This window comes from Streptosporangium nanhuense (assembly GCF_059358815.1).
Genome location: NZ_JCADBG010000014.1, coordinates 87,830 through 113,110 on the forward strand (window position 1 = coordinate 87,830; position 25,281 = coordinate 113,110).

The window sequence follows — 25,281 nt, forward strand, 5'->3', positions numbered from 1 at the left end:
GCGGCGCCGAGAAGCTCCCCGGACCGGCCCAGAAGGCGAGGTCGTTCCGGAGGGACTCCACCGTCTTACCGGCGCCCCCACCCGTGGGCACGAGCGGGACGGCCGCCCACAATCCTCCGGCCCACCCAGCCGGCGACGCCCTCCCCGGCGATGAGCGCCGCCGGGGACAGATGGCCCGCTCCCGGCACGAGGATGATCCCGCCCGCCCGGCGGAGCGGTCGTCTCCCGGATCTCGTCGTGACCGCCCTTCCTCATGCCCCGCCCCTGTGGGGGCATGAGGAAGGGCGGTCACGCCAGGCTCGTTCCCACTGGCGGGTCAGAGCCGGATAGACGACGAGGTATCGAAAAGGCGCGATGGCGGCCATGTAGAGCCGCCCGGACCATCCGTTGGGCTTGACGAGGACCGCCATCCGCAGCTCGTGGTCACCGTTCGCCCCCTGGACCCAGCCGAAGTGCATCACGCCGTGCACGGTCTTGTTCGCCAGCTCGCGTGCGGCCTCCGTGCCGAGCTCGTAGACCGGCTTGAGGGGCATCCTCTCGTCGTCCGGGCCGCGCGGAGCGTCGCGGAGGTCGGCGGGCAGGCGGTCGCGGAGCGAGGCGACCCGTCCCCCGACGCCCGCCGACGGTTCGTCCCAGCCGAGGAGCGCGCCGAGCTTCCACCGGACGGCGAACAGGAACCTCACCGGCCGGGGCTGCCTCGCGGATCCGGCCGCGGCCCGCAACGCCGCGAGCATCACCGGGAAGTCGCCGGGCCCGGCTCCGGGGGTGCGGAACGACCACACGTCCTCGACCGTGAAGTCACGCGTGAGCTCGTGGACGCGCCACGGCCGCTCGGTGTGGGCGGTCTCTGCGATTCGCGGCACGGTCCGGCCCTCCCGCGTATACGGTGCCGTATACTTTTTATGTACGGTACCGTACAACTTCGACGCGATCAATGGACGGAGCCGGATCACCGCCGTGGCACGCACACCGCGAACCCACTGGATAGAGGCGGGCCTCGAAGCCCTCGCCCAGGGAGGGCCCGACGCGGTCCGCGTCGAGACGCTCGCCACCCGGCTCGGCGTGACGAAGGGCGGGTTCTACGGATACTTCGACGGCCGTCCCGCGCTGCTCGATGAAATGCTCGACGAGTGGGAGCGCCGCTGCACCAAGGAGGTCCTCGCCCGGGTCGACGCCGCCGGCGGCGACGCCGCCGAGAGGATCCGGCTCGGCGGTCAGCTGACCTTCTCCAAGGACTTCCACCGGATCGACCTCGCGGTCCGGTCCTGGGCCCGCCACGACGAGGCCGTCGCGACGCGCCTGCGGCGTGTCGACAACGAGCGCATGGAGTTCCTGCGGAAGATGTTCGGCACGTTCGTCACCGACCCCGACGAGATCGAGGCGCGCAGCACCCTGGCGTTCACGCTCGCGATCGGCCGCCACTTCATCGTCGTGGACCACCCCGGGCACACCAAACGAGAGGCCGTCAGGCTCGCCGGGGAATACCTCCTGCGCCCGCGGCCGTGAACGCCCCGATCCGGGCAGGGATCAGAGTTCGAAGCGGGCCACCCGGCGGAGCTTGTTCGTGGCGTCCAGGGCGGCGACCTTGTAGGACTCGGCCAGGGTGGGGTAGTTGAAGACCGCGTCGACCAGATAGTCGACGGTGCCGCCGCAGCCCATGACGGCCTGGCCGATGTGCAGGAGTTCGGTGGCGCCGGTGCCGAAGACGTGCACGCCGAGCAGGGCGCGGGTCTCCGGGGAGACCAGGAGCTTCAGCATGCCGTAGGTGTCGCCGATGATCTGGCCCCTGGCCAGCTCGCGGTAGCGGGAGATGCCGACCTCGAAGGGAACGTGGGAGGCGGTCAGCTCGTCCTCGGTGGGACCGATGAAGCTGATCTCGGGGATCGTGTAGATGCCGATCGGCTGCAGGTGGTGGATGCCGCGCAGCGGCTCCCCGCAGGCGTGGTGGGCGGCGATGCGGCCCTGCTCCATGGAGGTGGCGGCCAGAGAGGGGAAACCGATGACGTCGCCGACGGCGTAGATGTGCGGCACGGCCGTGCGGTAGTGCTCGTCGACCTTGATGCGGCCCCGGGCGTCGGCGGCCAGCTCCGCGGCCTCCAGGGCGAGCTCGTCGGTCATGCCGTGGCGTCCGGCCGAGTACATCACCGTCTCGGCGGGGATCCGCTTGCCGCTCTCCAGCACGGTCAGCGCGCCCCGGGGACGGCGCTCCACGGCGGCGACGGTCTCGCCGAAGCGGAAGGTCACCGCCAGGTCGCGCAGGTGGTACTTGAGCGCCTCGACGATCTCCAGGTCGCAGAAGTCGAGCATCCGGTCGCGGCGCTCGACCACGGTCACCTTGGTCCCCAGCGCGGCGAACATGGAGGCGTACTCGATGCCGATCACCCCGGCGCCCACGACCACCATCGAGTCGGGGATGTCCTGCAGCTGCAGGATGCCGTCCGAGTCGATGATCGCGTGGTCGTCGAACTCCACGGTGTCGGGGCGGGCCGGCCGGGTGCCGGTGGCGATGACGATCTTGTCGGCGGTGACCTTGGTCTCGTGGCCGTGCTCGTCGACGACACCGATCGTGTGCGGGTCCACGAAGTGGCCGTGCCCGTTGAGCGTCGTCACGTGGTTGCGCGACAGCTGGCTGCGGATCACGTCGATCTCCCGGCCGATCACGTGCTGGGTGCGGATCCCCAGGTCGGCCGCGGTGATCTCGTCCTTCACGCGGTAGCTCTGGCCGTACATGCCGCGCTGGTTGAGGCCCGTCAGGTGCAGGACGGCCTCGCGCAGTGTCTTGGAGGGAATGGTGCCGGTGTTGATGCAGACCCCGCCGAGCATGTTGCGCCGCTCGACGAGCGCGACACGCCGTTCGAGTTTCGCCGCCGCGATCGCGGCCTTCTGCCCGCCCGGCCCGGACCCGAGAACGAGGACATCAAAATCCCACATAGGCCCCAGTGTGAAGGCAGGAGGCGATCTCAGCCAGACTCACGGAATACCGGATCGTGTCAGTCTCGTTAATACCGCCTCACGCCGTCGGGTGAGTTCACCATCCCCGGTTCACGGACGGCTCCCCGAGCCGTCAACGCGCGCCGGCCCGGGTCACGACTCCGGTGTCCCGCCCCTCCACGCTTTCACACCTGCGCGCTCACACCTGCGCGCCGACCCTGTCCACGATCGCGGTCGCCCCCTCCTTCCTCGCGCAGTGGGCGCAGCAGAACCAGCGCTGCCCGGCCTCCACGCCGTGCCCGACGATCCGGACCCCGCAGTGCTCGCAGATGGGCGCCATCCGCTGGATCGCGCACTCGAAGCTGTCGAAGACGTGCACCTTGCCCTGGGCGTGCACCTCGAAGCTCATGTCGTAGTCGTTACCGCACGTTTCACAGCTCGCCATGTTTCCCCCCAAAACCAATGGCATTTCCGGTGAGGGTTCTACCCAGGTATCCGCAGGTCAGACAATCCGCCCCGCTATGAGCACCCCGGCGACCATCACCAGTACCAATATCAGCGCGACCGGCAGCAGGGGAAGCAACCTGTCGAACCTGTCGCGCGCCGCGAGACGGGCGCGGTTGGCCTCGATCCACTCCCCCAGGCGCGGCCAGGCGTACGGGAGCGCCTGGTGGACCAGGCGCGCCCCGTCCCCCTCGTGCGCGACCAGCCCCGCGAAGCCGCGCAGGACGCGCTCGGACCCGGCGGGCACCCTGGCCTCGCGGGCGACCGGCTGTCCGTCGGGGGCGAGGGTGACGAGCCTCAGGAACACCGCGGGCGCGCGCTCCCGGTCCGCGGGGCCGAGGGCGGCGTACGCGGACTCGGCCAGCGCTCCCAGCCCGGGGTCGTCGCAGGCCGTACGGACTCCGGCGGCCACCTCGGTCCCCGCCCGCAGCAGCGCGGCCGTGCCGGGGTCCGGGGCACTCCCGGGGAGCAGGGCGATCAGCAGGTCACGGGCGGCGGGCCTGGCGCGGGGGTCCTTGGCGAGCGCGGCGGCGGCCAGCGGCCGCAGGAGGCCGGGCAGCGAGCCCAGGTCGGGGTCGAGCGAGAGGATCCGGTGCATCACCGCGCCCAGGCTGCCCGCCGCGAACGGGTCCTGGCCGGTCGCGGCGTACAGCACGATCCCGGCCCAGGCGAACACGTCGGCGGCCGGGCCCGCCGCGCCGCCGGTGAAGACCTCGGGCGCCGTGTACGACGGCACGCGCGTCCTGAGCTTGGTGGCGGTCAGCGACGTCATCCGCCCGGGGGCCATCCCGAACCCGGTGACCCTGGGACCGTCCCCGCCGAGGATCACGTTGTCGGGCGTGAGGTCACGGTGGACCACCCCGGCGTCGTGGAGGGCGGTCAGCGCGGTGGCGACCGCGGCCGCGAGACCGCGCAGGTCGTCGTCGCCGAAGACCCGCCCGGCCCTGCGCAGGCTGGGGCCCTCCACGTACTCGCTGACGATGTACGGCCTGGGCCCGTCGAGATCGGCGGCCAGCACGTTCGCCGTGCAGGACGAGGTGACGAGGCGGGCGGCGGCGGCCTCGGCCGGCGCGCCGGCCCCCGGGCGGCCGTGCAGGACCCTCACCGCGACCCGTCCCCCGCCCTGGTCGTACCCCTCGTAGACCACGCCCAGGGCGCCCGCCCCCAGCCGCCCGGCGAGACGGTAGCCGCCCAGCCGCCACGGGTCGCCCACGATCAACTCCTGCGCCACTCTCATGCGGTGTTTGATGCGACCCGGGGAAAGAATGTTTCCTCTGACGAGGACGAACGTCGACCGGGCGGAAGCGGGCAGGACCGGGCAGACCGAGACGTCGCCGCATACCGGATCGGCACGGTCACGGCCGCGGTCCCGGCGTGTTCCCCTCGTCACCCCTGTCGCCCCGGCGCCCTCGTCGCGGAAGCCGATCCTCCGGTGCGTCCCGTCGCACAGCGGCTTGTCGGAGGACCGGCCGCAGCGGCACAGGGTCACCCTGTCACGGGAGCGGGACCCCGCCGTACACGACGTACGGGTCGTCGCGAAGCACGACGATCCGTCGCCGGTCGCCGAGGCTCCGGCGGCGGAGCTCGGGTGCCACGTACTCGAAGGTGGGACCGGCCGTCCTGCCTCCCTCGTCGGGCATCCGCATCAGGGCCCGAGCCTGGGCCTTGAGCGCGTCCATGGTGCCGGTCGCGACCGCGAGCGTCTTCGGACTGCCGTTGAAGGCCTGTTCGAGCAGGTGCAGGACGGCGCAGTAGGTGTGGTTGAACTCCTCCTGGGCGATGCGGATCGCACTGCCCGGAGCGTGGTCGGCGAGACGCGGGTTGCGCCTCATCGGACGGACGCCGGCGAGGTCCATGGGGATCGCCGCGCCGGTGGGCCCGGACCGCGGGGTGTCACCACGCCGGTAGCGCCGGCCCACCCTGAGTTCCTCGAACCGGTAGTGGTGCGCGACCTCCTCCCGCCCGGGGTGGAAGACGTCCTGGTCGCCGTCCCAGACCTCGGCGTGAGCCATGCCCTCGCCCTGCTCGACGATCTCCTCCAGCGCCTCCAGCGCCGACGCCAGGTCGTTGACCACGATCAGCCTCCCGGCGCTGGGCCGGAAGTGCTCGGCGGTCACCTGGCGGGACGGGGCACCGCGGAAGACCTCCCGCTCGCCGAACCGGGCGCACAGGTGGCGCAGTCCTTCCTCGATCGCGCCGTAGAACTGCCCGATCGTCTCGTAGCCGTCGCTCTCCGCGGGGCCGCCGGGCGGCGCGGGCCGCTCGATCCTGAGGAACATCCCGAGCGCCTCCGCTCCGAACGGGACCAGTGACAGCTGCAGGGAGCGGTCCCCGTGGGGCAGCGGGCGGGGATGGGGCGGCAGCATCTGCGGGGTGTCCAGCAGCGGCCGCCCTCCGACGGCGTTGAGCAGGTTCGCGGCCAGCGCCAGGTGGAGCATCTCCTCGACGACGACGCCGCTCACCAGCTCGACCGCTTCGGGGTTCCGCTCCGGGTCGAGCGAGTAGAGGGCGTAGAGGTACGGCGGCAGGGTCGCGTGTTCCAGCTCGATCGCCCACTGGAGGTGTCCGCGCAGGCTTTCGAGCGTCTCGATCCGTGCCGGCGAGGGAGCAGCGGCTGTCTCCCGCGATTCTGAGGGATTCATCGGGTGTCTCGCTTCGGCTGTCGAAGAGTTGGGGTCCGCCGGCGCCGGGCCGGTACGGATGCCTCAGGAACGTCCGCCCATGGGCGCCGGGCCGGCTCGGGGCGGGTTCCTCAGGCGCATCCGTCCAGGGAAGGACCCTCGGGGCGGGTTCCTCAGGCGCATCCGTCCAGGGGAGGACCGTCGGGGTGGGAGCCGCCCTCCAGTGCCTCGACCGCGCCGAGAAGGCCGCGCAGGCCGATCTCGTCGCGCTGGGCGTCGGCCGGATCGAACAGCCACTCGGTGACCGGCAGGTCCGCGGCCTCCTCCGGGTGGCTCGACTCGACCAGGGTGAGTTCCGCCTCGACCTCCACCTCGAGCTCGTACAGGAAGCCGTTCTCGCCGTTCGGGGTGCTCATCTTCTCTCCTTCATGCTGGTTCGGGGGAATGTCCGCCCGGCCCTCCGGTCCCCCGGTGGCGGCGCCACGGCGGACGTCCGTTCGTGGTCAGGGTCTCCGGGGGGCACGGCGGTCCGCGCGCCGGGCGAGTTCCTCGTCGTCCACCAGGGTGAGCATCGGCTTGCCGGGTTCGCACAGCATCGTGACGGTGAAGCGGACCCGGACGTCGTCGCGGTTGTTGCCGTCCTGGTAGTGGATGACGTCGCCGCCCGGCTCCCAGAACACCTCCCCGGCCCGGATGACGCGCTCGGGCTCGCCTTCCAGCTCGAACAGCATCTCGCCCTCCAGCACGTAGCCGAACGCCGGGCCGGAGTGCCGGTGCGGCGGCGTGCCGGGGTCACCGGGCGGGTACTCGATGACCACGGTCATCGCGTGCGCCCCCTCGGGGACGAACGGCGGCTCCACCTCCTGCAGCGTGGTGAGCGCCGTCTGCCAGACGGTCGATCTCGGCCTCTGCCCGGTGTGCGTCGCGTCGTTGTCCGGCATGGGAAATACCTCCGTGACGAATGGAACGAATGGGTGACGGAGCCGGGCCGGTGCCCGGCGGTGACGCGCTACTTTCCGGTGGTGTTCCGGCTCTGCCAGTCGCCGTAGCGGATCTCGCCGAGCAGCGCGTCCTTGCTCAGCGGCACCAGGCTCGTCTCGCCCAGCTCGGCGCCGAAGTAGCGGGCGTGCGGGTCGGTGACGACCTCGCGCGGGTCGCCCCAGCCGGCCAGGGCGTCCAGGAAGAAGCCGTCCATCCGGAAGCGCTCGGGCCCGGCGACCTCGACCCTGCCGTTCAGCGGGGTGCCCACCGCGATCCTGCCGACCGTCCGGGCGACGTCGTCGCCCGCGATGGGCTGGAAGAACACCGGCGCCACCCGGACCGCGCCGCCGTCGGTGGCCGTGTCGGCGATGCTGCGGGCGAACTCGAAGAACTGCGTCGCGTGCACGATCGAGTACGGGATCGACGAGTTCTCGATCAGCTTCTCCTGGGCGATCTTCGCCCTGAAGTAGCCGCTCTCGGCCAGGCGCCCGGTGCCCACCACCGACAGCGCGACATGGTGGCCCACCCCCGCGGCGGCCTCGGCGGCGAGCAGGTTGCGGGTGGAGGTCTCGAAGAACTCCAGCACCGCGGCGGCCTCGAAGGAGGGGGAGTTCGACACGTCGATCACCACCTGCGCGCCGGCCAGCACCTCGGCCAGCCCTTCGCCGGTCAGGGTGTCGACCCCGGTGTTGGGCGAGGCCGCCACCGCCTCGTGACCGTGCTCGCCGAGCTTGGCCACGAGCTTGGACCCGATCAGGCCGGTACCGCCGATCACCACGATTTTCATGAGATGCCTTCCTGTCCCCCGAGGGCGTCCCTCGCCATCCGGTAACCAGCTAAGACAGGACAAACCCCGCACCTGTGACAGCTCTCCGGCAAAATCCCCCTGGTCGTGAAATTCCCGGTATAGAGGCGTCATAGGGCAGGCTTCCACCCAAGTAAGTCCAAAACCCGCGCCGGGACCACCGCGAAGGACGGACAGGCGAAACGGAACGCCCTCGCCCCGCCCGGCCCCGCCCGGTCCCATCCCGCCCTGCCCTGCCCCCTGCCCCGTCCCGCCCCGTCCCGCCCCGCGAAGACCGTTCAGGCCGGGCAGACGTCCCGGTAGGGCAGGTCCTCCAGGTAGGTGCGCCACTCCTCGCGCGACAGGGTGCGGCCCGCGCGCCCGCAGACCGCCCGCGCCACCGCCTCCGGCTCGACCGGATACTCGCTCAGGGTGCCCGCCGAGTCGACGGCGATCAGCCGGGTACCGTCGGGAGTGAACACCAGTGCCTTGAGGTCGCCGGTCTGGGCGGCGATCGGCGGGCCGAGGCGGCGGCCGGTCCCGACGTCCCAGATCCCCGCCGACCGCTCGGTCACCGCCGCGGCGATGATGTCGCCGCGGGGCGAGTACGTCAGGCCGACCCCGGTCCCCTCCTCGCCCCGGATCATCTCGCCCACCCGCTTCCTGCCCCGGGTCTCGAACACCGAGACCCGCCCCGCGTCGTCGGCGACGGCGAAGCGGGCACCGTCCGCGCCGAAGGCGAACGCGATCGCCGGGATGCGGACGGTGGACGAGCCGTAGGTGCCGCCGAACGGCTCGCCGGTGCCCGCGTCCAGCAGCCGGTGCTCGCCGCCCGCGACCGCGAGCGCCCCGCCGTCCGGGGTGAACGCCAGGTTCTCGACCCTCTCCTGGGGCCGCGACCAGCGCAGCCGTCCGCTGGGCACGTCCCAGACGTGGACCTCTCCCTCGGGCCGCGTCTCGGCGTCGAAGTAGCGGGTGTACGAGGCCACGGCGGTGCCGTCGGCGCTCATCGCCACGGCCTCCGCCGAACCGCTGCGGGTGGGGCCGACGGCGGTGACCCGCTTGGAGGTGGAGGTGTCCCAGACGGTGAGCCGGGGGTCGTCCATGCCGTTGTTGACCACCAGCCGCCCGCCGTCGGCGCTGAAGGCCATCTCGAAGTAGCCGTCGGCGCCCCCGGGCCCGATGTCCAGCGAGCCCACGCGCTCGCGTCGCCGCACGTCGCGGATCACGACCTCGCCCGCCCCGTCCGCCCTGGAGGCGAGGAACCGCCCGCCGGGGCTGAGGGCCGCCCAGGCGGTCCCCGGTCCCTTCAGCGTGACGGGCCTGGTCAGCGAGGAGACGTCGAGGCTCGTCACCGCGTCCTCCGTGAGGTAGCGCAGGGTGCGCCCGTCCGGGTCGAAGGCCACGACGGGGTCGTACGCGTCGATCCGCTGGGTGAGCAGCAGCCTGCCGTCCTGGACCCGCCAGAGCCGCAGGGCCGTGTTCGTCGCCGTGGCCAGGAAGCGCCCGTCGGGGCTGAAGACGAGTTCCTCGGTCGCGCCCTCCTCGAAGACGGTGTCCCGCTTCGCCCCGGTGAACGCGTCACGCAGCTCGATGTCCCTGCCCCTGCCGATGGCGACGGTCGCGCCGTCGGGGCTGTAGGCCGTCCTCGGCGCGCAGGTGGCGCAGCGGTTCCCCAGCGGGATCCTGCGCAGGCCGTCCAGGGTGAAGGCCGTCGCCTCGCCGTTGATGTCCCCGGTCGCGAGCCCGCGCCCGTCCGCCGAGACGTCGGTGCCGATGGCTCCCCCGACCGGGGAGCGCCTCTGGCCGGTCACGATGTTCCAGGCGATGAACCCCTCCCCCTGCCCGACCAGGAGCCAGTCCTCCGACTGCCCGAAGGCCGCGGTGGTGTCGCCGCCTCCGGTCAGGCCCTGGACCCGCATGACGGCGCCGGTCGGCCTGCCGGTCCGCATGTCCCAGATCCTCAGCCTCTCGCCGCTGATCACGGCGAGCCTTCCGCCCTTCGGGCTCAGCGCGATCCCGCGCAGCTCGCCGCCGATCCCGGTGAGGCCGCCGGCGCGCCTGCCGGTGCGCACGTCCCAGACACGCGCCTCGCCGTCGCTCGCGCTGACGAGGGTGCGCCCGTCGGCGCTCAGCGCCCTGAGGGGCTCCACCCCGGTGGCCGGGTCGTGGAAGGTGGCCGTCTCCCGCTGGGCCAGTGAACCGGCCAGGCTCGCCCTCGCCTCGACCACCGGCGACAACCGCCAGGCGGCCACGCTGAGCAGCATGGCCCTGACCGGCTCGGCGACCCGCAGCGTCTCGGCCGTCGCGGCGAGCCTGGCGGCCGTCGCCTGGTCGCGCTGGGAGGCGATGACGGCGCTGCGCGCGTCGGCCACCCTGCTCTGCTGCACGGCGAACGCCCCGGCGCCCACCGCGACGACCAGCAGCACGGCCAGCGTGCCGGAGAGCACCCTGCCCCTGCGGGCCCGGCGCCGGGTGAGGGCGGCGCCCGCCTCCAGGAAGTCGCGCTCGACCGGGCTGAGCGTGATGTTGCGCCGCCCGGTGGCCGCCCAGCGCATGGCGTTCTCCAGGCTGCCGCCCTGGAAGAGGTCCCCGTCCCTGCGCCCCTGGAGCTGCCAGCGCCGCGCGGCGGTGAGGATGCCCCGGTGCACGGCCAGGCCGTCCCGGTTGGCCTGGATCCACGCGCGCAGCCTGGGCCAGGCCTGCGGCAGCGCGGGCCGCGACAGCCACACCTCCCGGTCGTCGTGGGTGAGCAGGTACGCGAAGACCTCCACCAGGCGCCGTACCGCGGTGGCCTCGCCCTCCTGGCGCCCGTCGAGGAGCTCGGCCCACTGCGCCTGACGCATGATCAGCTGGCCGTCGTCGGTCACGGTGACCAGCCGCAGGAAGATCTCGGGGGCCAGCTCCCGCTCGGCGGGGCCGAGCGCGACGTAGGCGTCCTCGGCGAGGGTGCCGAGCGCGGGGTCGGACGAGGTCGCGCGGATCTGCGCCCCGGCGTCGCTGCCCGCCGCGAGCAGCCTCGGGGTGTCGACACCCCCGTCACCGCTGACCAGGGCGAGCAGCAGGTCCCTGGCGGCAGGCCTGGATGCGGGGTCCTTGGCGAGCGAGGCGGCGACGAACGGCCGCAGGTGCTCGGGGAGCATGTCCAGCTGGGGTTGCACCGACAGCACGCGGTGCATGATCCCGCCCAGGCTCTCGGCGCGGAACGGGTCGGCGCCCGTCGCGGCGAAGACCATGATCCCGCCCCAGGCGAACACGTCGACGGCCGCGGTCGCGCGCTGGCCCATGAAGATCTCGGGGGCCATGTAGGTCGGGGTGCCCGCCACCATGCCGGTCGCGGTCAGCGACATGTCCTCGGTGCGGGCGACCCCGAAGTCGATCACCCGTGGGCCGTCCGGGCCCAGCAGGACGTTGTCGGGCTTGAGGTCGCGGTGGATCACCCCGGCCTCGTGGACGGCGGTCAGCGCGGTGGCGATCGCGGTCGCGAGGCGGTGCAGGTCACCCCCGGTGAAGCGGCGGCCCTCCGCGACGGCCCGGCGCAGGCTGGGGCCCTCCACGTACTCGCTGACGATGTAGGGCCTGGGACCGTCGAGGTCGGCGTCCAGCACTCCCGCCGTGCAGAACGAGGCCACCCGGCGGGCGGCGGCGGCCTCGCGGCCGAACCTGTCGCGCAGCTCCGGGTCGGTCCCGGCGTCGCCGTGCAGGACCTTCACCGCGACCCGCGTGCCCTCGGCGTCGTACGCCTCGTAGACCACGCCCTGGCCGCCCGCGCCCAGCCGCCCGGCCAGCCAGTAGCCGCCCAGCCGCTGGGGATCACCGTCGATAAGTGTCGTACTCAACTCACGCTCCGTTCGCCGGTGGGTTGGACGCCCTGGAAGACGGCGAGGTTCGGGCGATGTCACACACTTGGAACATGTCTCGTCCTCCTTACGTGAACGGTGACGAAGCTCTCGCGGCGGAGTTCGCTGCCATCCGGCCACGGCTGGTCGGCGTGGCCTACGGCCTGCTCGGCAGCGTCCACGAGGCCGAGGACGTGGTCCAGGATGCCTGGTTCAGGCTGGGCAGGGCGGAGCGTTCGGAGATCGCGGACGTCACGGGCTGGCTGGTGGTCACAGTATCGAGACTCGCGCTGGACGTACTGCGTTCGGCGCGCGTACGGCGCGAGGAGTACGTCGGGCCGTGGCTGCCGGAGCCGGTGGTGGGCGAGGGCGACCCCGCCGACAGGGTGACCCTGGACGAGTCGATGAGCCTGGCGATGCTGGTGGTGCTGGAGTCGCTCAGCCCCGCCGAGCGCACCTCCTTCGTCCTGCACGACGTGTTCGGGCTGTCGTTCGGGGAGGTGGCGCGCGCGGTCGGGCGCTCCGCCGCCGCGTGCCGGCAGCTCGCCGCGCGCGCCCGCCGGCACGTCGCGGCGCGGGCGCCCCGCTTCGAGGTCGACGAGGCCGAGCACCGCAGGGTGGTCGAGGCCTTCGCGCGGATCATCCATGACAGCGGCGACGGCGACGGCGACGGCGACCTCGAAGCGCTGATGGCGCTGCTCGATCCGGACGTGGTGGTACGCAGCGACGGCGGCGGGGTGGTCGGCTCGGCCCGGAAGCCGGTCCGCGGCTCCGACCGGGTGGGCCGCTTCATGCTCGGGGTCATCAGGAAGTCGGGCGACACCGCGAGGCTGGCGGTGACCACGGTCAACGGCCGGGCCGGACTGCTGTGGGCGCGGGACCGCGGGGTCGTCGTCTACGGGCTCACCGTCTCCGAGGGCCGGATCACCGAGATCGACATCGTGATGAACCCGGAGAAACTCAGGAGTGTTCGATGAAAGAGCGGATGAACATCGCCGAGCTCGCCCCCGAGGCCTATCGGGCCATGCAGCTGCTGGAGAGGTACCTGGCCGGCAGCGGGCTGCCGTACGCCACGAAGGAGCTGGTCAAGCTGCGGGTCAGCCAGATCAACGGCTGCGGCTTCTGCGTCGACCTGCACTCCCACGACGCGAAGGCGGCCGGGGAGAGCGACGAGCGGCTGTTCGCGGTGGCGGCCTGGCGCGAGACGCCCTTCTTCAGTGACGCCGAGCGGGCGGCCCTCGCCCTGGCCGAGGAGGCCACCCGGCTCGGCGACCGCGGCGAGACGGTGCCGGACGCGGTGTGGGACGAGGCCGCCAGGCACTACGAGCCGGAGGTGCTGGCCGCGCTGGTCGTGACGATCTCGACGATCAACGCATGGAACCGGATCGCCGTCACCACCCGTATGGTCGCGGGAACCCTGCGTAGCCAAAACGGTTGATCGAGAGGGGCGGGGCGGACTAGGTTTGGCTCGCACGGGCGACCGTGCGGGCCGGGCGCCCGAGCGTCCGGCGAAGCGGCGTCATAGGACGCGGAGCACGGCGAGCCCTGGAAGGGGGAGGATCATGCGGCGACGCACCAGGATCACCCGGCGGCGGAGACCGCACCGCCGCGACCGCGCCTCCGGCCTGGACCTGCGTTCCCCCTCGGGGCGCCCGCTCCCCTACTGACCTGGTCTTTACGGCAGTCTTATGCGGCGATCTGTAGATACTTCTTATAACGGAACCATCACGCCGGGGGGCTCAATGAGGAGACTTGTGGTCGTGCCACCATATGTCGCACGGCTCAAGATCAGGGACATTCGTTCCGCGACACGCCGAGGGGCGACCGGTGACGCCAAGGTCGTCGACCTCAGCGCCTACACGGGCCGCAACGTCCTCCGCTTTCCACGGACGAGCGGCCCCACCTCCGCCGCCTGAGCCTCCTCCGGCCTCCTCGCGAAAGACCCGCCACGGCGGGTCTTTCTCCGTTCGGGCCACGGGTTCGCCGTAGATCCTCCCGCGACGGCCCGGACCGGTGACGTCCGGGTGATGTCCGGGTTACGTCTGGGTTGTGCGAGGCATCCGGACCCCGAGGTCACCTGGTTGAATACTGCCCCATGAGCGAATTGTCCGCGACCGAGCGCACCCGGCACCGGCGCCTGCGGCACAAGGGCCGTACCGATCGTGCCGCCCTGTACGAAGTGCTGGGCGCCGGGTTCGTCTGCCACCTGGGAGTGATCTCGGAAGGCGTGCCCATGGTGGTCCCCACGGTCTACGGCTTCGACACCGACCACCTCTACGTGCACGGCTCGGTGACCAGCAGGAGCCTGACCGGCCGGGTGCCCGCGCGGCGGTCCGCCGGGTCCGGGCCCGAATCCGGGGACGCGGACACCGGCACCGACGCGGGTGCGGACGGATCAGGGGCCGCGGCGGGCGAGGGGCTGGGAACGGTCTGCGTGACCGTCACCCACGTGGACGGCCTCGTCCTGGCCAGGTCGGTGTTCGAGCACGGCGTCAACTACCGCTCCGCGATGGTCTACGGCGTGCCCAGGGTCCTGGAGGGCGAGGAGAAACTGTCCGCGCTGCGGATCCTGACCGAGCACGCCGCCCCCGGCCAGTGGGACTACGCCAGGCGGCCCAGCCGCAAGGAGCTCGCCGCGACGACGATCCTCGCGATCTCCCTGGCCGAGGCGTCGGTCAAGGTGAGCTCGGGACCGCCGGACGACGGCGAGGGGCCCGACGCCGAGCTGGGGCTCTGGGCGGGCCGGCTGCCCCTGGCCACCACCTGGCTGGCCCCGGTCGCCGACCCCCTGCTCCCGGCCGGGATCGCCCCTCCCGACCACATCGCCGCCCGGACGGGCACCCGGGCCACCTGACCCGGCCGGGTGGGACGGCTCCGGGGTCAGCGCCCCCGCGCCCTGGGCCCGTACCCGCTCCGGCCCGAGGTCGCCGACACGAAGTCCGCGAACGTCCCGCGCCCGCCGGGGTGGTCCGGCGCGAGGTGGGCGTCCCCCCGGAAGGCGGCGCCCACCCGGCCCGGCAGGGGCAGCCGCACAACGGGCCTGCGCCGGCCGGTGAGGCGCAGGTAGGTCCGCGCGAGCCCGTCGACGCTCACGATCTCGGGGCCGCCCATGTCGGGCACCCTCCCGGCGGGCGCGCCCAGCGCCAGCCCCACCAGCCGCTCCGCGACCTCCTCGACCTCCACCGGCTGGAGTCTCGTCCCGGCGGGGACGAGCATGACCGGCGCCTTCGCCAGCGTCTCCAGCGCGAACAGGACCAGGTTGTGGAACTGCGTCGCGCGCAGGACGGTGTACGGCAGCCCCGACTCCTCGACGATCCTCTCGGCCTCGTACTTGCGCCGGTAGTACGAGTACGGGTGCCGCTCGACGCCGACGATGGAGATGTAGACCAGATGGGTGCCCGGGGGCGCCGCGGCGATCAGCCGGCGGGTGCCCTCGACGTCCACCGAGGGGCCGCGCGGGTCGGTGGCGAGGTGGACGACCGTGCCGACACCGTCGAGGGCGGCGGCGAGCCCCTCCCCCGTCCTCAGGTCTCCGACGTGGGATCCGCGCGTGCGGCTCAGCACGCGGACGGGGTGGCCGGCCGCGTCGAGCCGGTTCACGACATGGCGGCCGAGAGAGCCCGTACCGCCGGTGACAAGGATGTTTTCCGTCATACCCCTACGAACCGGTGAGCCCCCGCAGATGTGACAGCTTCTCCGGGTTGAGCACGGTGCGCACCCCGACGATCAGCCCGCCGGAGACCTCGAGCACGAAGACCGCGATGAGCTCTCCCCCGCGCCAGGCGATGATCGCCTCCTGGCCGTTGACGTCGGCGCGGCCGAACTCCACGCCCACCCCGAACTTGACGGCGACCCCGGCGAGGTAGCGGACGACCCGCTCCCGGCCCTCGACCGGCCGCAGCGCGGCGTTCACCCTGCCACCGCCGTCGGCCCAGGAGACCACGTCCTCGGCGAGCAGCCGCTCCAGCCCGGCCAGGTCGCCGCTCGTGGCGGCCGTCAGGAACCGTTCCACGATCCTGCGCCGCTGCTCGCCGGGGGCGTCGAACCGCGGAGCCTCGCCGACCCTGCGCCGGGCCCTGCCGTACAGCTGGCGGCAGTTGGCCTCGGACAGGTCGAGCACGTCGGCGATCTCGCGGTACCCGTACGAGAAGGCCTCGCGCAGCACGAACACGGCCCGCTCGGCGGGGGTGAGCCGTTCCAGCAGGAGCATGAAGGCCATGGACACCGCGTCGCGCCGCTCGGCGCTCTCCAGCGGGCCGAGCTCTCCGGTCGGCGCGGGCTCGGGGAGCCAGAAGCCGACGTAGCGCTCACGGGTGGCGCGGGCGGCGGTCAGCCGGTTGAGGCAGAGGTTGGTGACCACCTTGGCCAGCCAGGCCCCGGGCGAGACGATGCTCGCGCGCTCGGCGCCGCTCCAGCGCAGGTAGGCGTCCTGGACGACGTCCTCGGCCTCGCCGGCCGACCCGAGCATCCGGTACGCCAGGCCGAACATCTTCGGCCGCTCCGCCTCGAACTCCTCGATCACCCGACCAGGGTGCCAGAAGGGCGCGAACAGGTCGCACGCCCATCGCGGGATAAACGGATGAGCGGATGAGCGGGATGCGCGGGATGAGCGATGCGCTCGCGACGGCGGGTCGCGAGGGAACAGGTCCCTCCGGCAGGATCGGATCATGACGATCGAGACGAACGACGCCGACGGCCGGGGATCGCTGGCGGGGCGCGTCGCGGTGGTGACCGGGGTGAGCAGGCGGGCCGGGATCGGTTTCGCGATCGCCCGCGAGCTGCTCGCCTCGGGGGCGAGCGTGCTGGCGCACTCGTGGACGCCGCACGACGCCGACCAGCCGTGGGGCGCCGACCCCGCCGGTATGCGGGGACTCCTTGAGGAGCTCGGCGGCGAGGGCGGGCGCCTGCGGCACGTGGAGGCCGACTTCGCCGACCCGGAGACGCCCGCGTCGGTGATCGAGCTGGCGCAGCGCTCCTTCGGCCATGTCGACGTGGTGGTCGCCAACCACGCCCGCAGCGCCCTGGGAACGCTCGACGAGATCACCGCGGCCGAGCTCGACCTCTCCTGGGCGGTGAACGCCCGGGGAAGCGTGCTGCTGACACAGGCCTTCGCCTCCCGGCACGACGACCGGCGGCCCGGCGGGCGGGTGATCCTGTTCACCTCCGGACAGCACCTCGCCCCGATGAGCCAGGAGCTGCCGTACGCCATCAGCAAGGGCGCGATCCACCAGATGACGCTCAGCCTCGCCGACGCCCTCGCCGACCGGGGGATCACCGTGAACGCGATCAACCCGGGGCCGGTCGACACCGGCTGGGCCGATCCCGACATCACCCGCGAGGTGGGCCGCGCGCTGCCCACGGGCCGGTGGGGGAAGCCGGAGGACGTCGCCCGGCTGGTCCGCTGGCTCGTCTCCGACGACGGCGCCTGGATCACCGGCCAGGTGATCAACTCCGAGGGCGGCTTCCGCCGCTGGGCGATGTGACGCCCCGGCCGGCGAGCCGTCCGGGGTTCGTGACGACCTCGTGACGCCTCGGGGCGCCTGCCGTCCGGAGGCGAGCGCGTGACGCCTCAGCCCGGCTGTCGCCCGAAGGCGACCTCGTGGAGCCGGGCGGCGAGCTGTCCGTGGGCCATCTCATTGGGCCATCTCATGAAGACCGTCTGCCGTCCGGAGGCGACCTCGTGACGATCGCGCGACGTCTCGGACGGCGAGCTGCCCGGAGGTGACCTCCGGGCAGCCGCGACCGTCACTTGTCGTCGGTCTTCTCCGGCGTCTGCGACAGCGCGCTGGCCGCGGCGGACTTCTCCGTGTCGCCCTGGTCCGGGTCCGACAGGGTCCTGGACGAGGCCGAGGCCGCCTCCGAGCCGGTCTCCCCGTGGCTCTCCGGGGCCTGCGACAGCGCGCTGGCCGCGGCGGACTTCTCCTCCTCGGTCGCGTTGGGGTCGGCCAGCGTCTTGGCCGCGGCCGTCGCCGCCTCGGAACCGGTCTGTCCAGAGTTGCTCGTCACGATCTCACCCTTCCTCGAAACGTGTCCGCGTCCCTCGCCTCCCGGTCCCGGCGGTGAGGTCGTACGGGCTCCCGCGCCCGTACGATCTCGCCGTCCGTGCCGCGGCGGGCGCCGGCCCCTCACAAGGATCGGGCACCCGCCGTTCCGGCCGGTGATGACGACAGCCCAGCCCGGCTACCCCGGTGATCGGGTTCCAACCGTGATTCGGCCGGGGTTCAGCCGGCGGCGGTGTCGCGGATCCGGCCGTGGGCGTCGTGCGGCAGGTCGGCGTAGTGCCACTGGTGGTCGCGGGCGTGCTTGCAGGCCGTCTCCAGGTCGCCGCGCTCGATCACCGCCAGCAGCTCGGCGTGGTCGCGGGCGATGTCGTGGAGGTCCACGCCGGTGGCGAGCATCGTGACCGACGTGCGCGCCTCGATCTGCAGGCCCTCCCAGGAGAGCCTGAGCAGCTCGTTGCGGGCGGCCTCGACGATGCGCCGGTGGAAGGACACGCTCGCCCGCATGGACGCCTCGCCGTCGCCCTCGGCGGCCGCGGCCCGCATCGCCGCCACGTCCGACCCGAGCGCCTCCAGCGGGACGGTCCCGGCGAGCAGGGCCAGCCGGATGGCCGTCTCCTCCAGCGCGGCCCGCACGACGTAGCTCTCCCTGAGCGTCTCGTGGACGAACGGGCGCACGAACGTGCCCCTGCGCGGCAGGATCTCCACCAGCCGCATGACCTCCAGCTCGCGCAGCGCCTCGCGGACGGGTGCCTGGCTCGTGCCGTACGTCGCCGCGAGACGTGTCTCCACCAGCCGCTCACCGGGCCTGAACTGGCCGGAGACGATCCGGCTGACCAGCGAGTCGCGGATCTGCCGCGACAGCGTCAGCCGCGGCAGCATGGAGGGCTCCCCCGTCATCTCCCCGGTCGTCCCCCCGGCCATCTCCTCGGTCATGGAGCGCATCCTACCGAGTATCGATTCTCGTTCATCGATCTCCTCTTGACCTCCCCTTGACTCCGGGACAACCCACAGCCTACGGTTCCGATAATCAATTATCGATAGTTAACCCGCTTGTAACGCAGGGGGTCCGGACATGATGATCCAGGCGGTCCACGTGCCAGAGTCCGCCGAGGCCGTGGCGGTCCACTCGGCGAGGGGCGGCCAGATCATGGGCGGCGGCACCGTCGTGATGCCGCTGGTCAGCGGCGGAGCCGCGACGGGCGGCGAGCTGATCAGCCTGCGAAGGGCCGGGCTGGCCGGGATCGAGGTCCGCGACGACGTGGCCAGGATCGGCGCGGCGGCTCCCCTGTCCTCCGTCGAGGAGCATCCCGGCCTCGCCTTCCTGCGACCGGCGGTGCGCACCATCGCCTCCCCGACGATCCGCAACCTGGCGACGGTGGGCGGCAACCTGTTCGTCGCGCAGCCGTACGGCGACCTGGCGGTCTGCCTGCTCGCCCTCGACGCGGTGTGCGAGATCGCCGGGCCGGGCGGGCGGCGCGACGCCCCGGTGGCCGAGGTGCTCGCCTCGGGGATCGGCGCGGGCGAGTTCGTCACGGCGGTGACGGCGGCCCTGCCCGAACCGGGGACCTGGTACTACCACAAGGCCATGCGCCGCAGGCTGAACTCGGCCTCCATCGTGACCGTCGCCTCCGTGACGCGCGTCGAGGACGGCGTGGTGGCCTCGACCAGGATCGCCCTCGGCGGCGTCGCCCCGCGCCCGGTGCGCGCGGTGTCGGCCGAGCGGCTGCTGGCGGGCCGCCCGCTGAGCCCCGAGGTCCTGACCGAGGCCGGGGAGGCGGCCCGCTCCGACACCGCGCCCTTCGACGACGCCTACGCCAGCGCCTGGTACCGGGCACGCGTCCTGCCCGTGCACCTGCGCCGGGCCTTCACCTCCTAGCCGCCCCCGTACACGCGCCCATCCCCCAGAAAGGGCCGGACAATGTCGTCACAGATCGTCTCGCTCGTCGTCAACGGCGAACCCCGGGAGTTCATCGCCAGGCCGGGGACCACCCTCCTGGCGGCCCTGCGCGACTCGCTGGGGCTCACCGCGGCCAAGCGCGGCTGCTCGCAGGGCAGCTGCGGCACCTGCACCGTGCTGGTCGACGACCGGCCCGTGACGGCGTGCCTGGTCGCCGTGGAAACGGTCTCGGACTGCTCGGTCCGCACCCTGGAGGGGGTGGCCTCGGGCGGGGACCTCGACGAGGTGCAGAGCGCCTTCGTCGACAACTTCGCCACCCAGTGCGGGTTCTGCACGGCAGGCATGATCATGGTCGCCGAGGCCCTGCTGGACCGCGTCCCCGACCCGACCAAGGAGGACGTGGCCGAGGCGATATCGGGCAACGTCTGCCGGTGCACCGGCTACCAGCCCATCATGATCGCCATCCTGGACGCGGCCAGGCGCAGGCGCGAGGCGGGCACGGCACAGGAACGGCCCGTGGAAGGGACGGTCTCGCGATGACCTACCGGCTCGCCCCCATCGACAAGGGCTCCTTCGCCACCGAGCGCGAGGACGACGACTTCACCGTCATCGGCTCGGTCGTCCAGCGCTCCGACGCGCTGGGGCACGTCACCGGCAGGACCGAGTTCTTCGAGGACGTCGCCCCCCGGGGCATGCTGCACCTGAAGATGCACCGCTCGGCCCGCCACCACGCCAGGATCAAGGCCGTCGACCTGACCGGCGCCCTGGAGGTGCCCGGCGTCACGCGCGTCCTCACCCACGCCGACATCCCGAACAACATCTACACCCCGCTCAAGCTGATCGGCGTCGGACCGGACGACGAGCCGATCCTGGCCGTGGACAAGGTCCGCTACCTCGGCGAGCCGATCTGCGCGGTGGTCGCCGAGACCGAGGCGGCGGCCCTGGAGGGCGCGGCCAGGATCAGGGTCGACTACGAGGACCTGCCGCCGGTCTTCGACGTCGAGGAGGCCCTGGCGGAGGGCGCGCCGATCGTCAACGAGTACCACGGCCGCAACTACTTCACCTACGAGGGACACCACTGCCGGCGGATCCGGTTCGGCGACGTGGAGAAGGCGTTCGGGGAGGCCGACCACGTCTTCGAGTGGCGCTACGAGTCCGCGCCGATCGAGCAGGCGCCCACCGAGACCACCGGCTGCGTGGTGGTCCCGCAGCCCGACGGCCGGTTGCGCATCCACTCCGACACCCAGGCGTGCTTCTTCACCCTCGACAACACCGCGCTGATCCTCCAGACCCCGTTCAACAAGCTGCGCGTCGTCGGCGGGACGGTCGGCGGGGGCTTCGGCGGCAAGGTCGACGTCGTGGTCGAGCCGGTCGCCTGCGTGGCCGCCATGGTGACCGACCGCCCGGTCAAGTTCGTCTACAGCAGGTACGAGGAGATGCAGGTCTCCTCCCCGCGCGCGGCCGAGCGCATCTACATCAAGGACGCCGTGATGGCCGACGGCCGGATCATCGGCCGCAAGGTCACGCTGTACGTCGACTCCGGCGCCTACGCCCGGCACACCCCGTACGGCACCACCAAGGCCGCCGCCCATCTGCCGGGCCCGTACTCGATCCCGAACGTGTGGGCCGACTGCCACTGCGTGTTCACCAACCGCACGCCGTCCAGCGCGATGCGCGGGTTCGGCGTGACCATCGGCGACTTCGCGCTGGAGTCGCAGATGGACCGGGTCGCCAGGGCCCTGTCCATGGACCCGCTGCAGCTGCGCCTCATCAACGCCTACCGCGACGGGGACCTCAAGGCCCACCGCAAGGTCGCCGAGGGCACCGCGCTGGTCGAAGTGATCCAGAAGGCCGCGGAGATGTCCGGGCACGAGCTGCCCGAGGCGTACCGCCGGATGTCGTCGACGACGCGAGAGGGGCTGTAGGCCATGGCCAGGCTGCGCGGGCGCGGATACGCGTCGGTGAACTACCCGACCGGCATGAACCTCGGCGGCGACCCCTCACAGGCGCTGATCCACGCCACGACCACGGGCACGTTCGTGATCACGCTGTCCTCGGTGGACCTCGGCCAGGGCATCAAGACGATCGCCGCGCAGTGCGCCGCCGAGACCCTCGGCCTGCCGATCGAGAACGTCCTGGTCAACACCGCCGACACCGACACCGGGCCGCACTGCATGGGGACCTTCGCCAGCCGGGGCACCCACCGCGTCGGCAACGCCGTCATCATGGCGGCGGCCGAGGCGCGCGGCGTGATGCTGGAGGTCGCCGCCGAGGAGCTGGAGGTCGACGCCGGGGACCTGGAGACCGACGGCACCGGCCTCATCAAGCTCAAGGGCTCGGACCAGCCGAGCATCCACATCACCGACCTGGCCCTGGCCGCGCACTTCAAGCACGGCCGCACGATCTCCGGGCGCGGCATCTTCCTCAAGGAGCCGAGCACGCCGGTGCCCGAGACGGGAGAGATGGACCCCGACTCCTGCCAGGCGCACGCGTGCACGGTCGCCGTCGTCGAGGTGGACGACGAGACCGGGACGGTCGAGGTGCTGGAGCTGTACAACGCCTATGAGATCGGCCGGGCGCTCAACCCGGCGATGGCGACCCAGCAGGTCGAGGGCGGGGCCTGGATGGGCATGTCGCACGCCCTGTTCGAGACCACCGAGCCCTACTACCCCCGGCGCGACCACGGGCCCCGCGACTTCGCCGACTACCTCATGCCGGGACCGGCCGACATCCCCGTACAGCACAGCCTGTTTTTGGAACGCCCGGCGGGCAACGGCCCCTACGGCGCCAAGGGCATCGGCGAGATGACCGCCAACGCGCCGATCCCGGCCATCGCCAACGCCATCTTCGACGCCTGCGGCGTACGCATCACGGCGATGCCTTTCACCCCCGAACGCGTCCTGCGCGGGCTGGACGCCCTGCGTGAGGACGCCCCGCGCGAGGTGTCCTCGCGCGGGAACGCCTGAGAACCAGCACACCCATCCGATCCGGAGGAACCGATACCCATGCTGAAAGTCGTCTCGCTGCTCAAGCGCGCGGAGAACCTGTCCCACGAGGAGTTCGCGAAGTGGGTCGTGGAGGACCACGTCGAGTTCGCCAGGAAGCTTCCCGGGCTGCGCAAGTACACGGTGAGCGTCAGCAACGGCGAGGACGCCGCGTTCGACTCGGTGAACGAGCTCTACTTCGACGACGACGCCGCCCGCGTGGCCGCGTTCGGCTCCGAGCACGGCAAGGCCGCCGCGGCCGACGCCGCCGCGCACACCACCCAGCGGATCCACCTGCTCACGACCGAGCACGCACAACTGTGACACCCGTCGGGGCCTCCCCGGTGCCCGGCGGGCTCCCCCCGGCACCCGGCGGATCCTTCCCCCCTCCCGGCGAGCCCCCGGCCGGCGCGTCTCCGGTGGCCGACAGGCTCTCCGCGTCCGGCGAGCCCTCGGCGGCCGGCAGGTTCTCCGCGTCCGGCGGATCCCCGGCGGGCGCCAAGGCCTCCTCGGCGACCGGCGGGGGTTCCTCGCTGGGCCGCCTCCTGGACGAGCGCGCGCTCGCGTCGGCGCTCGAACGGGAGGGGTACTTCGCCGACGAGGGCCTCTGCACGGCCGTCCACCTGGCGCTGCGGCTGGGCCGGCCGCTGCTGCTCGAAGGGGAACCCGGCGTCGGGAAGACCGAGATCGCCAGGGTGCTCTCGCGCGTCGTCGGCCGCGAGCTCATCCGGCTCCAGTGCTTCGAGGGGCTGGACTCCGGACAGGCGCTGTACGAGTGGGACTATCCCAAGCAGCTCCTGCAGGTCCGGGTGGCCGAGAGCCGGGGCCAGGAGGTCGGCGACCTCTACCGCGAGGAGTTCCTGCTGCGGCGACCGCTGCTGCGCGCCCTGGAGGCCGATCGCGGCGCGGTCCTGCTGATCGACGAGATCGACCGCGCCGACAGCGAGTTCGAGGCGTTCCTGCTGGAGTTCCTGGGCGACTTCCAGATCACCGTCCCGGAACTGGGCACCATCGCGGCGCGCACGCCGCCGGTCGTGGTGCTGACCTCCAACCGGACCCGCGAGCTGCACGACGCCCTCAAGCGGCGATGCCTCTACCACTGGATCGCCTTCCCCGAGGTCGACCGCGAGCGGGCGATCCTGCGCGCGGCCGTACCCGGCCTGGAGGAGCGGGCCGCGGAGGGGCTGGTACGCGCCGTCCAGCGGGTGCGCGGCCTGCCGCTGCTCAAACGGCCCGGCATCGCCGAGTCCGTGGAGTGGGCGAGGGGCGCGGTGGCCCTGGCCGAGGGCGGCAGCCCCTGGCCCGTGGCGCTGCGGCGTGCCCTCGGCCTGCTCATCAAGGACGAGGAGGACACCCGGCTGCTCCTCGGGCACGCGGAGGAGCTGTTCGGCGATGCCTGACCCCGCCCCCTTCGCGGGGGAGCCGTCCGGCGGCGCTCTCCCGGTGGAGCCGTCCGGCGGCACCCTCCCGGGGAGGCCGTCCGGCGGCGCCGAGCCCGTCACCCTCGCGGCCGGGCACGTGTGGGGGTTCCTGTCCTCTCTGCGCGCCGCGGGCGTGACCACCGCGCTGCCGAAACAGGCCGACCTGCTGCGGGTCGTCGGCGAGTCGCCGCCGCGCGACCTGACCGCCCTGTACTGGTACGCCCGGATCACCCTGCTGCACGACGTCGAGGAACTCGCCGCGTTCGACCGGGTCTTCACCGCCTGGTTCCGGCAGGGCGGCCCTCGGGACGACGTACCCCCACCGCCCGCCGGGGAGAGCGAGGCCCCCTCCCCCCAGGGGCCGGGCGAGGACGACCCCGCCCCGCGAGAGGTGCGGCCCGGCGACGGTGTCGAGGCCAGCACGCTCGGCACGTACGGCAGGCGGGACTTCGACGCGGCGGGCGACCGGTGGCGCTCGGTCGTCCGGGCCCTGGAGGCCGCCTGGCCCGCCGTGCTGCCCTCGACCCCGTCGAGGCGGCGGCGACCCGCGCGGACCGGCGACCGGCTGGACGTGCGGCACGCCTGGCGGCGGGCGCACCGCCACGACGGGGAGATCATCGAGCTGCGCCGGCGTGCCCGGCCCCCGCGCCCGCGCCGCCTGCTCATCCTGGTCGACGTCTCCGGCTCGCTGCGGCGCCACACCCCCGACCTGCTCCGCCTCGCGCACACGGCGCTGCGCGCGGCACCGGCCCGCACCGAGGTCTTCACCTTCGGCACCCGGCTCACCAGGATCACCTCCGCGCTGTCGCACCCCCACACCGGGCGGGCGCTGCGCGCGGTGTCCGAGCGGGTGACGGACGCCGACGGCGGCACCGCGATCGGGGCGGCGCTGCAGGAGTTCCTGGACGTCCCGCGGTTCGTGGCGCTCGCGAGGGGCGCGCTGGTGATCGTGCTGTCCGACGGGCTCGAACGCGGCGACTGCGTCCCCATGGTCCGTGCGACCGCCCGCCTGTCCCGGCTGGGCCACCGGCTCGTCTGGTGGTCGCCGCTGGCGTGCTCCCCCGGCTACAGCCCGGTCACCCGCGCCATGGCCGCCCAGCTCCCCCACCTCGACCACCTCGGCGGCGTGCGCGACCTGTCCACCGCCCTCGCGGAGGTCCGCCGCCTCCCGGCGGTGCTGTCCGGCCCCCGGCGCGCGGCGGCCAGGCGGTGGGCCGCCCCCTCCGCCCCACGCCCCGCGGGAGCCCGCTCATGACGTCCCCCGCGAACAAGCTCCTCCCCGGGGTCGAGACCGGGGGCATCCACGCCGGAGGTACC

General features: G+C 72.8%; 26 protein-coding genes. 13 read left to right on the forward strand and 13 right to left on the reverse strand.

The features are described 5' to 3' along the window. Positions 1–251 precede the first annotated feature (251 nt). Positions 252–863 (reverse strand): DUF2867 domain-containing protein, encoded by a 612-nt coding sequence (locus AC5L38_RS25900; protein ID WP_495245411.1) that lies wholly within the window; start codon positions 861–863, stop codon positions 252–254. A 94-nt stretch (positions 864–957) separates the two neighbouring features. On the opposite strand from AC5L38_RS25900, the gene AC5L38_RS25905 reads away from it, so the two are divergent. Next, the gene (locus AC5L38_RS25905; protein WP_495245412.1) at positions 958–1,506 is read left to right on the forward strand and encodes a TetR/AcrR family transcriptional regulator; all 549 of its coding nucleotides are present in this window, start codon (positions 958–960) and stop codon (positions 1,504–1,506) included. A gap of 21 nt (positions 1,507–1,527) precedes the next feature. Here AC5L38_RS25905 and sthA read toward each other — a convergent pair whose 3' ends face one another. The 8 genes from sthA to AC5L38_RS25945 all read right to left on the reverse strand — a co-directional run bounded on the left by sthA (position 1,528) and on the right by AC5L38_RS25945 (position 11,660). Further along, positions 1,528–2,931 (reverse strand): Si-specific NAD(P)(+) transhydrogenase, encoded by a 1,404-nt coding sequence (gene sthA, locus AC5L38_RS25910; protein ID WP_495245413.1) that lies wholly within the window; start codon positions 2,929–2,931, stop codon positions 1,528–1,530. A 199-nt stretch (positions 2,932–3,130) separates the two neighbouring features. Further along, positions 3,131–3,376 carry a metallothionein gene (locus tag AC5L38_RS25915; RefSeq protein WP_495245414.1) on the reverse strand — a complete coding sequence of 82 codons (246 nt, stop codon included), beginning with the start codon at positions 3,374–3,376 and terminating at the stop codon, positions 3,131–3,133. A 57-nt stretch (positions 3,377–3,433) separates the two neighbouring features. Then, positions 3,434–4,672 carry a serine/threonine protein kinase gene (locus AC5L38_RS25920; protein ID WP_495245556.1) on the reverse strand — a complete coding sequence of 413 codons (1,239 nt, stop codon included), beginning with the start codon at positions 4,670–4,672 and terminating at the stop codon, positions 3,434–3,436. Between the two features lie 256 nt (positions 4,673–4,928). Further along, entirely contained in the window at positions 4,929–6,077 is a 1,149-nt protein-coding gene (locus AC5L38_RS25925; protein WP_495245415.1) for a ferritin-like domain-containing protein, read from the reverse strand. Between the two features lie 152 nt (positions 6,078–6,229). Further along, complete coding sequence (locus AC5L38_RS25930) at positions 6,230–6,472, reverse strand: hypothetical protein (protein ID WP_495245416.1); 243 nt, start codon at positions 6,470–6,472, stop codon at positions 6,230–6,232. Positions 6,473–6,559: 87 nt separating this feature from the next. Then, entirely contained in the window at positions 6,560–6,997 is a 438-nt protein-coding gene (locus AC5L38_RS25935) for a cupin domain-containing protein (RefSeq protein ID WP_495245417.1), read from the reverse strand. A 68-nt stretch (positions 6,998–7,065) separates the two neighbouring features. Next, positions 7,066–7,824, reverse strand: coding sequence for an SDR family oxidoreductase (locus AC5L38_RS25940; protein WP_495245418.1), 759 nt, complete (start codon positions 7,822–7,824; stop codon positions 7,066–7,068). A 296-nt stretch (positions 7,825–8,120) separates the two neighbouring features. Then, entirely contained in the window at positions 8,121–11,660 is a 3,540-nt protein-coding gene (locus tag AC5L38_RS25945; protein WP_495245419.1) for a protein kinase domain-containing protein, read from the reverse strand. A gap of 74 nt (positions 11,661–11,734) precedes the next feature. Between AC5L38_RS25945 and sigJ the strand changes: the two genes are divergently transcribed. The 4 genes from sigJ to AC5L38_RS25965 all read left to right on the forward strand — a co-directional run bounded on the left by sigJ (position 11,735) and on the right by AC5L38_RS25965 (position 14,514). Next, a complete protein-coding gene (gene sigJ, locus AC5L38_RS25950; RefSeq protein WP_495245420.1) occupies positions 11,735–12,637 on the forward strand; it encodes an RNA polymerase sigma factor SigJ in 903 nt (300 codons plus the stop codon). Continuing rightward, positions 12,634–13,098 (forward strand): carboxymuconolactone decarboxylase family protein, encoded by a 465-nt coding sequence (locus tag AC5L38_RS25955; protein WP_495245421.1) that lies wholly within the window; start codon positions 12,634–12,636, stop codon positions 13,096–13,098. Before sigJ ends, AC5L38_RS25955 begins: the two co-directional genes overlap by 4 nt. Positions 13,099–13,420: 322 nt before the next feature. After that, on the forward strand, positions 13,421–13,576 hold the full coding sequence (locus AC5L38_RS25960; RefSeq protein ID WP_495245422.1) for a hypothetical protein: 156 nt from the start codon (positions 13,421–13,423) through the stop codon (positions 13,574–13,576). A 179-nt stretch (positions 13,577–13,755) separates the two neighbouring features. Next, a complete protein-coding gene (locus AC5L38_RS25965; protein WP_495245423.1) occupies positions 13,756–14,514 on the forward strand; it encodes a pyridoxamine 5'-phosphate oxidase family protein in 759 nt (252 codons plus the stop codon). Positions 14,515–14,540: 26 nt separating this feature from the next. Here the strand turns inward: AC5L38_RS25965 and AC5L38_RS25970 are convergent, their stop codons facing one another. After that, positions 14,541–15,314: an SDR family oxidoreductase gene (locus tag AC5L38_RS25970; RefSeq protein WP_495245424.1), complete on the reverse strand. Its 774-nt coding sequence runs from the start codon at positions 15,312–15,314 to the stop codon at positions 14,541–14,543. Between the two features lie 4 nt (positions 15,315–15,318). Further along, a complete protein-coding gene (locus AC5L38_RS25975; protein WP_495245425.1) occupies positions 15,319–16,182 on the reverse strand; it encodes an RNA polymerase sigma-70 factor in 864 nt (287 codons plus the stop codon). Between the two features lie 145 nt (positions 16,183–16,327). Between AC5L38_RS25975 and AC5L38_RS25980 the strand changes: the two genes are divergently transcribed. After that, on the forward strand, positions 16,328–17,143 hold the full coding sequence (locus AC5L38_RS25980) for an SDR family oxidoreductase (RefSeq protein ID WP_495245426.1): 816 nt from the start codon (positions 16,328–16,330) through the stop codon (positions 17,141–17,143). A 262-nt stretch (positions 17,144–17,405) separates the two neighbouring features. On the opposite strand, the gene AC5L38_RS25985 is transcribed toward AC5L38_RS25980, so the two are convergent. Together AC5L38_RS25985 and AC5L38_RS25990 are read right to left on the reverse strand one after the other, a co-directional pair. Next, positions 17,406–17,666 carry a hypothetical protein gene (locus AC5L38_RS25985; RefSeq protein ID WP_495245427.1) on the reverse strand — a complete coding sequence of 87 codons (261 nt, stop codon included), beginning with the start codon at positions 17,664–17,666 and terminating at the stop codon, positions 17,406–17,408. Positions 17,667–17,881: 215 nt separating this feature from the next. Continuing rightward, positions 17,882–18,595: a GntR family transcriptional regulator gene (locus tag AC5L38_RS25990; RefSeq protein ID WP_495245428.1), complete on the reverse strand. Its 714-nt coding sequence runs from the start codon at positions 18,593–18,595 to the stop codon at positions 17,882–17,884. Positions 18,596–18,734: 139 nt separating this feature from the next. Between AC5L38_RS25990 and AC5L38_RS25995 the strand changes: the two genes are divergently transcribed. From AC5L38_RS25995 to AC5L38_RS26025, 7 genes are read left to right on the forward strand one after another with little or no spacing between them, the layout of a single operon-like run. After that, positions 18,735–19,538 (forward strand): FAD binding domain-containing protein, encoded by an 804-nt coding sequence (locus AC5L38_RS25995; protein ID WP_495245429.1) that lies wholly within the window; start codon positions 18,735–18,737, stop codon positions 19,536–19,538. A 42-nt stretch (positions 19,539–19,580) separates the two neighbouring features. Beyond that, positions 19,581–20,099 carry a (2Fe-2S)-binding protein gene (locus tag AC5L38_RS26000; RefSeq protein ID WP_495245430.1) on the forward strand — a complete coding sequence of 173 codons (519 nt, stop codon included), beginning with the start codon at positions 19,581–19,583 and terminating at the stop codon, positions 20,097–20,099. Further along, a complete protein-coding gene (locus tag AC5L38_RS26005; protein WP_495245431.1) occupies positions 20,096–21,484 on the forward strand; it encodes a xanthine dehydrogenase family protein molybdopterin-binding subunit in 1,389 nt (462 codons plus the stop codon). Before AC5L38_RS26000 ends, AC5L38_RS26005 begins: the two co-directional genes overlap by 4 nt. Positions 21,485–21,487: 3 nt before the next feature. After that, a complete protein-coding gene (locus AC5L38_RS26010; RefSeq protein ID WP_495245432.1) occupies positions 21,488–22,525 on the forward strand; it encodes a xanthine dehydrogenase family protein molybdopterin-binding subunit in 1,038 nt (345 codons plus the stop codon). A gap of 39 nt (positions 22,526–22,564) precedes the next feature. Continuing rightward, positions 22,565–22,867: an EthD family reductase gene (locus AC5L38_RS26015; protein WP_495245433.1), complete on the forward strand. Its 303-nt coding sequence runs from the start codon at positions 22,565–22,567 to the stop codon at positions 22,865–22,867. After that, positions 22,864–23,943 carry an AAA family ATPase gene (locus AC5L38_RS26020; protein ID WP_495245434.1) on the forward strand — a complete coding sequence of 360 codons (1,080 nt, stop codon included), beginning with the start codon at positions 22,864–22,866 and terminating at the stop codon, positions 23,941–23,943. The genes AC5L38_RS26015 and AC5L38_RS26020 overlap by 4 nt, the downstream gene beginning before the upstream one ends. Then, a complete protein-coding gene (locus AC5L38_RS26025) occupies positions 23,936–25,219 on the forward strand; it encodes a vWA domain-containing protein (protein WP_495245435.1) in 1,284 nt (427 codons plus the stop codon). The genes AC5L38_RS26020 and AC5L38_RS26025 overlap by 8 nt, the downstream gene beginning before the upstream one ends. Positions 25,220–25,281 lie beyond the last annotated feature (62 nt).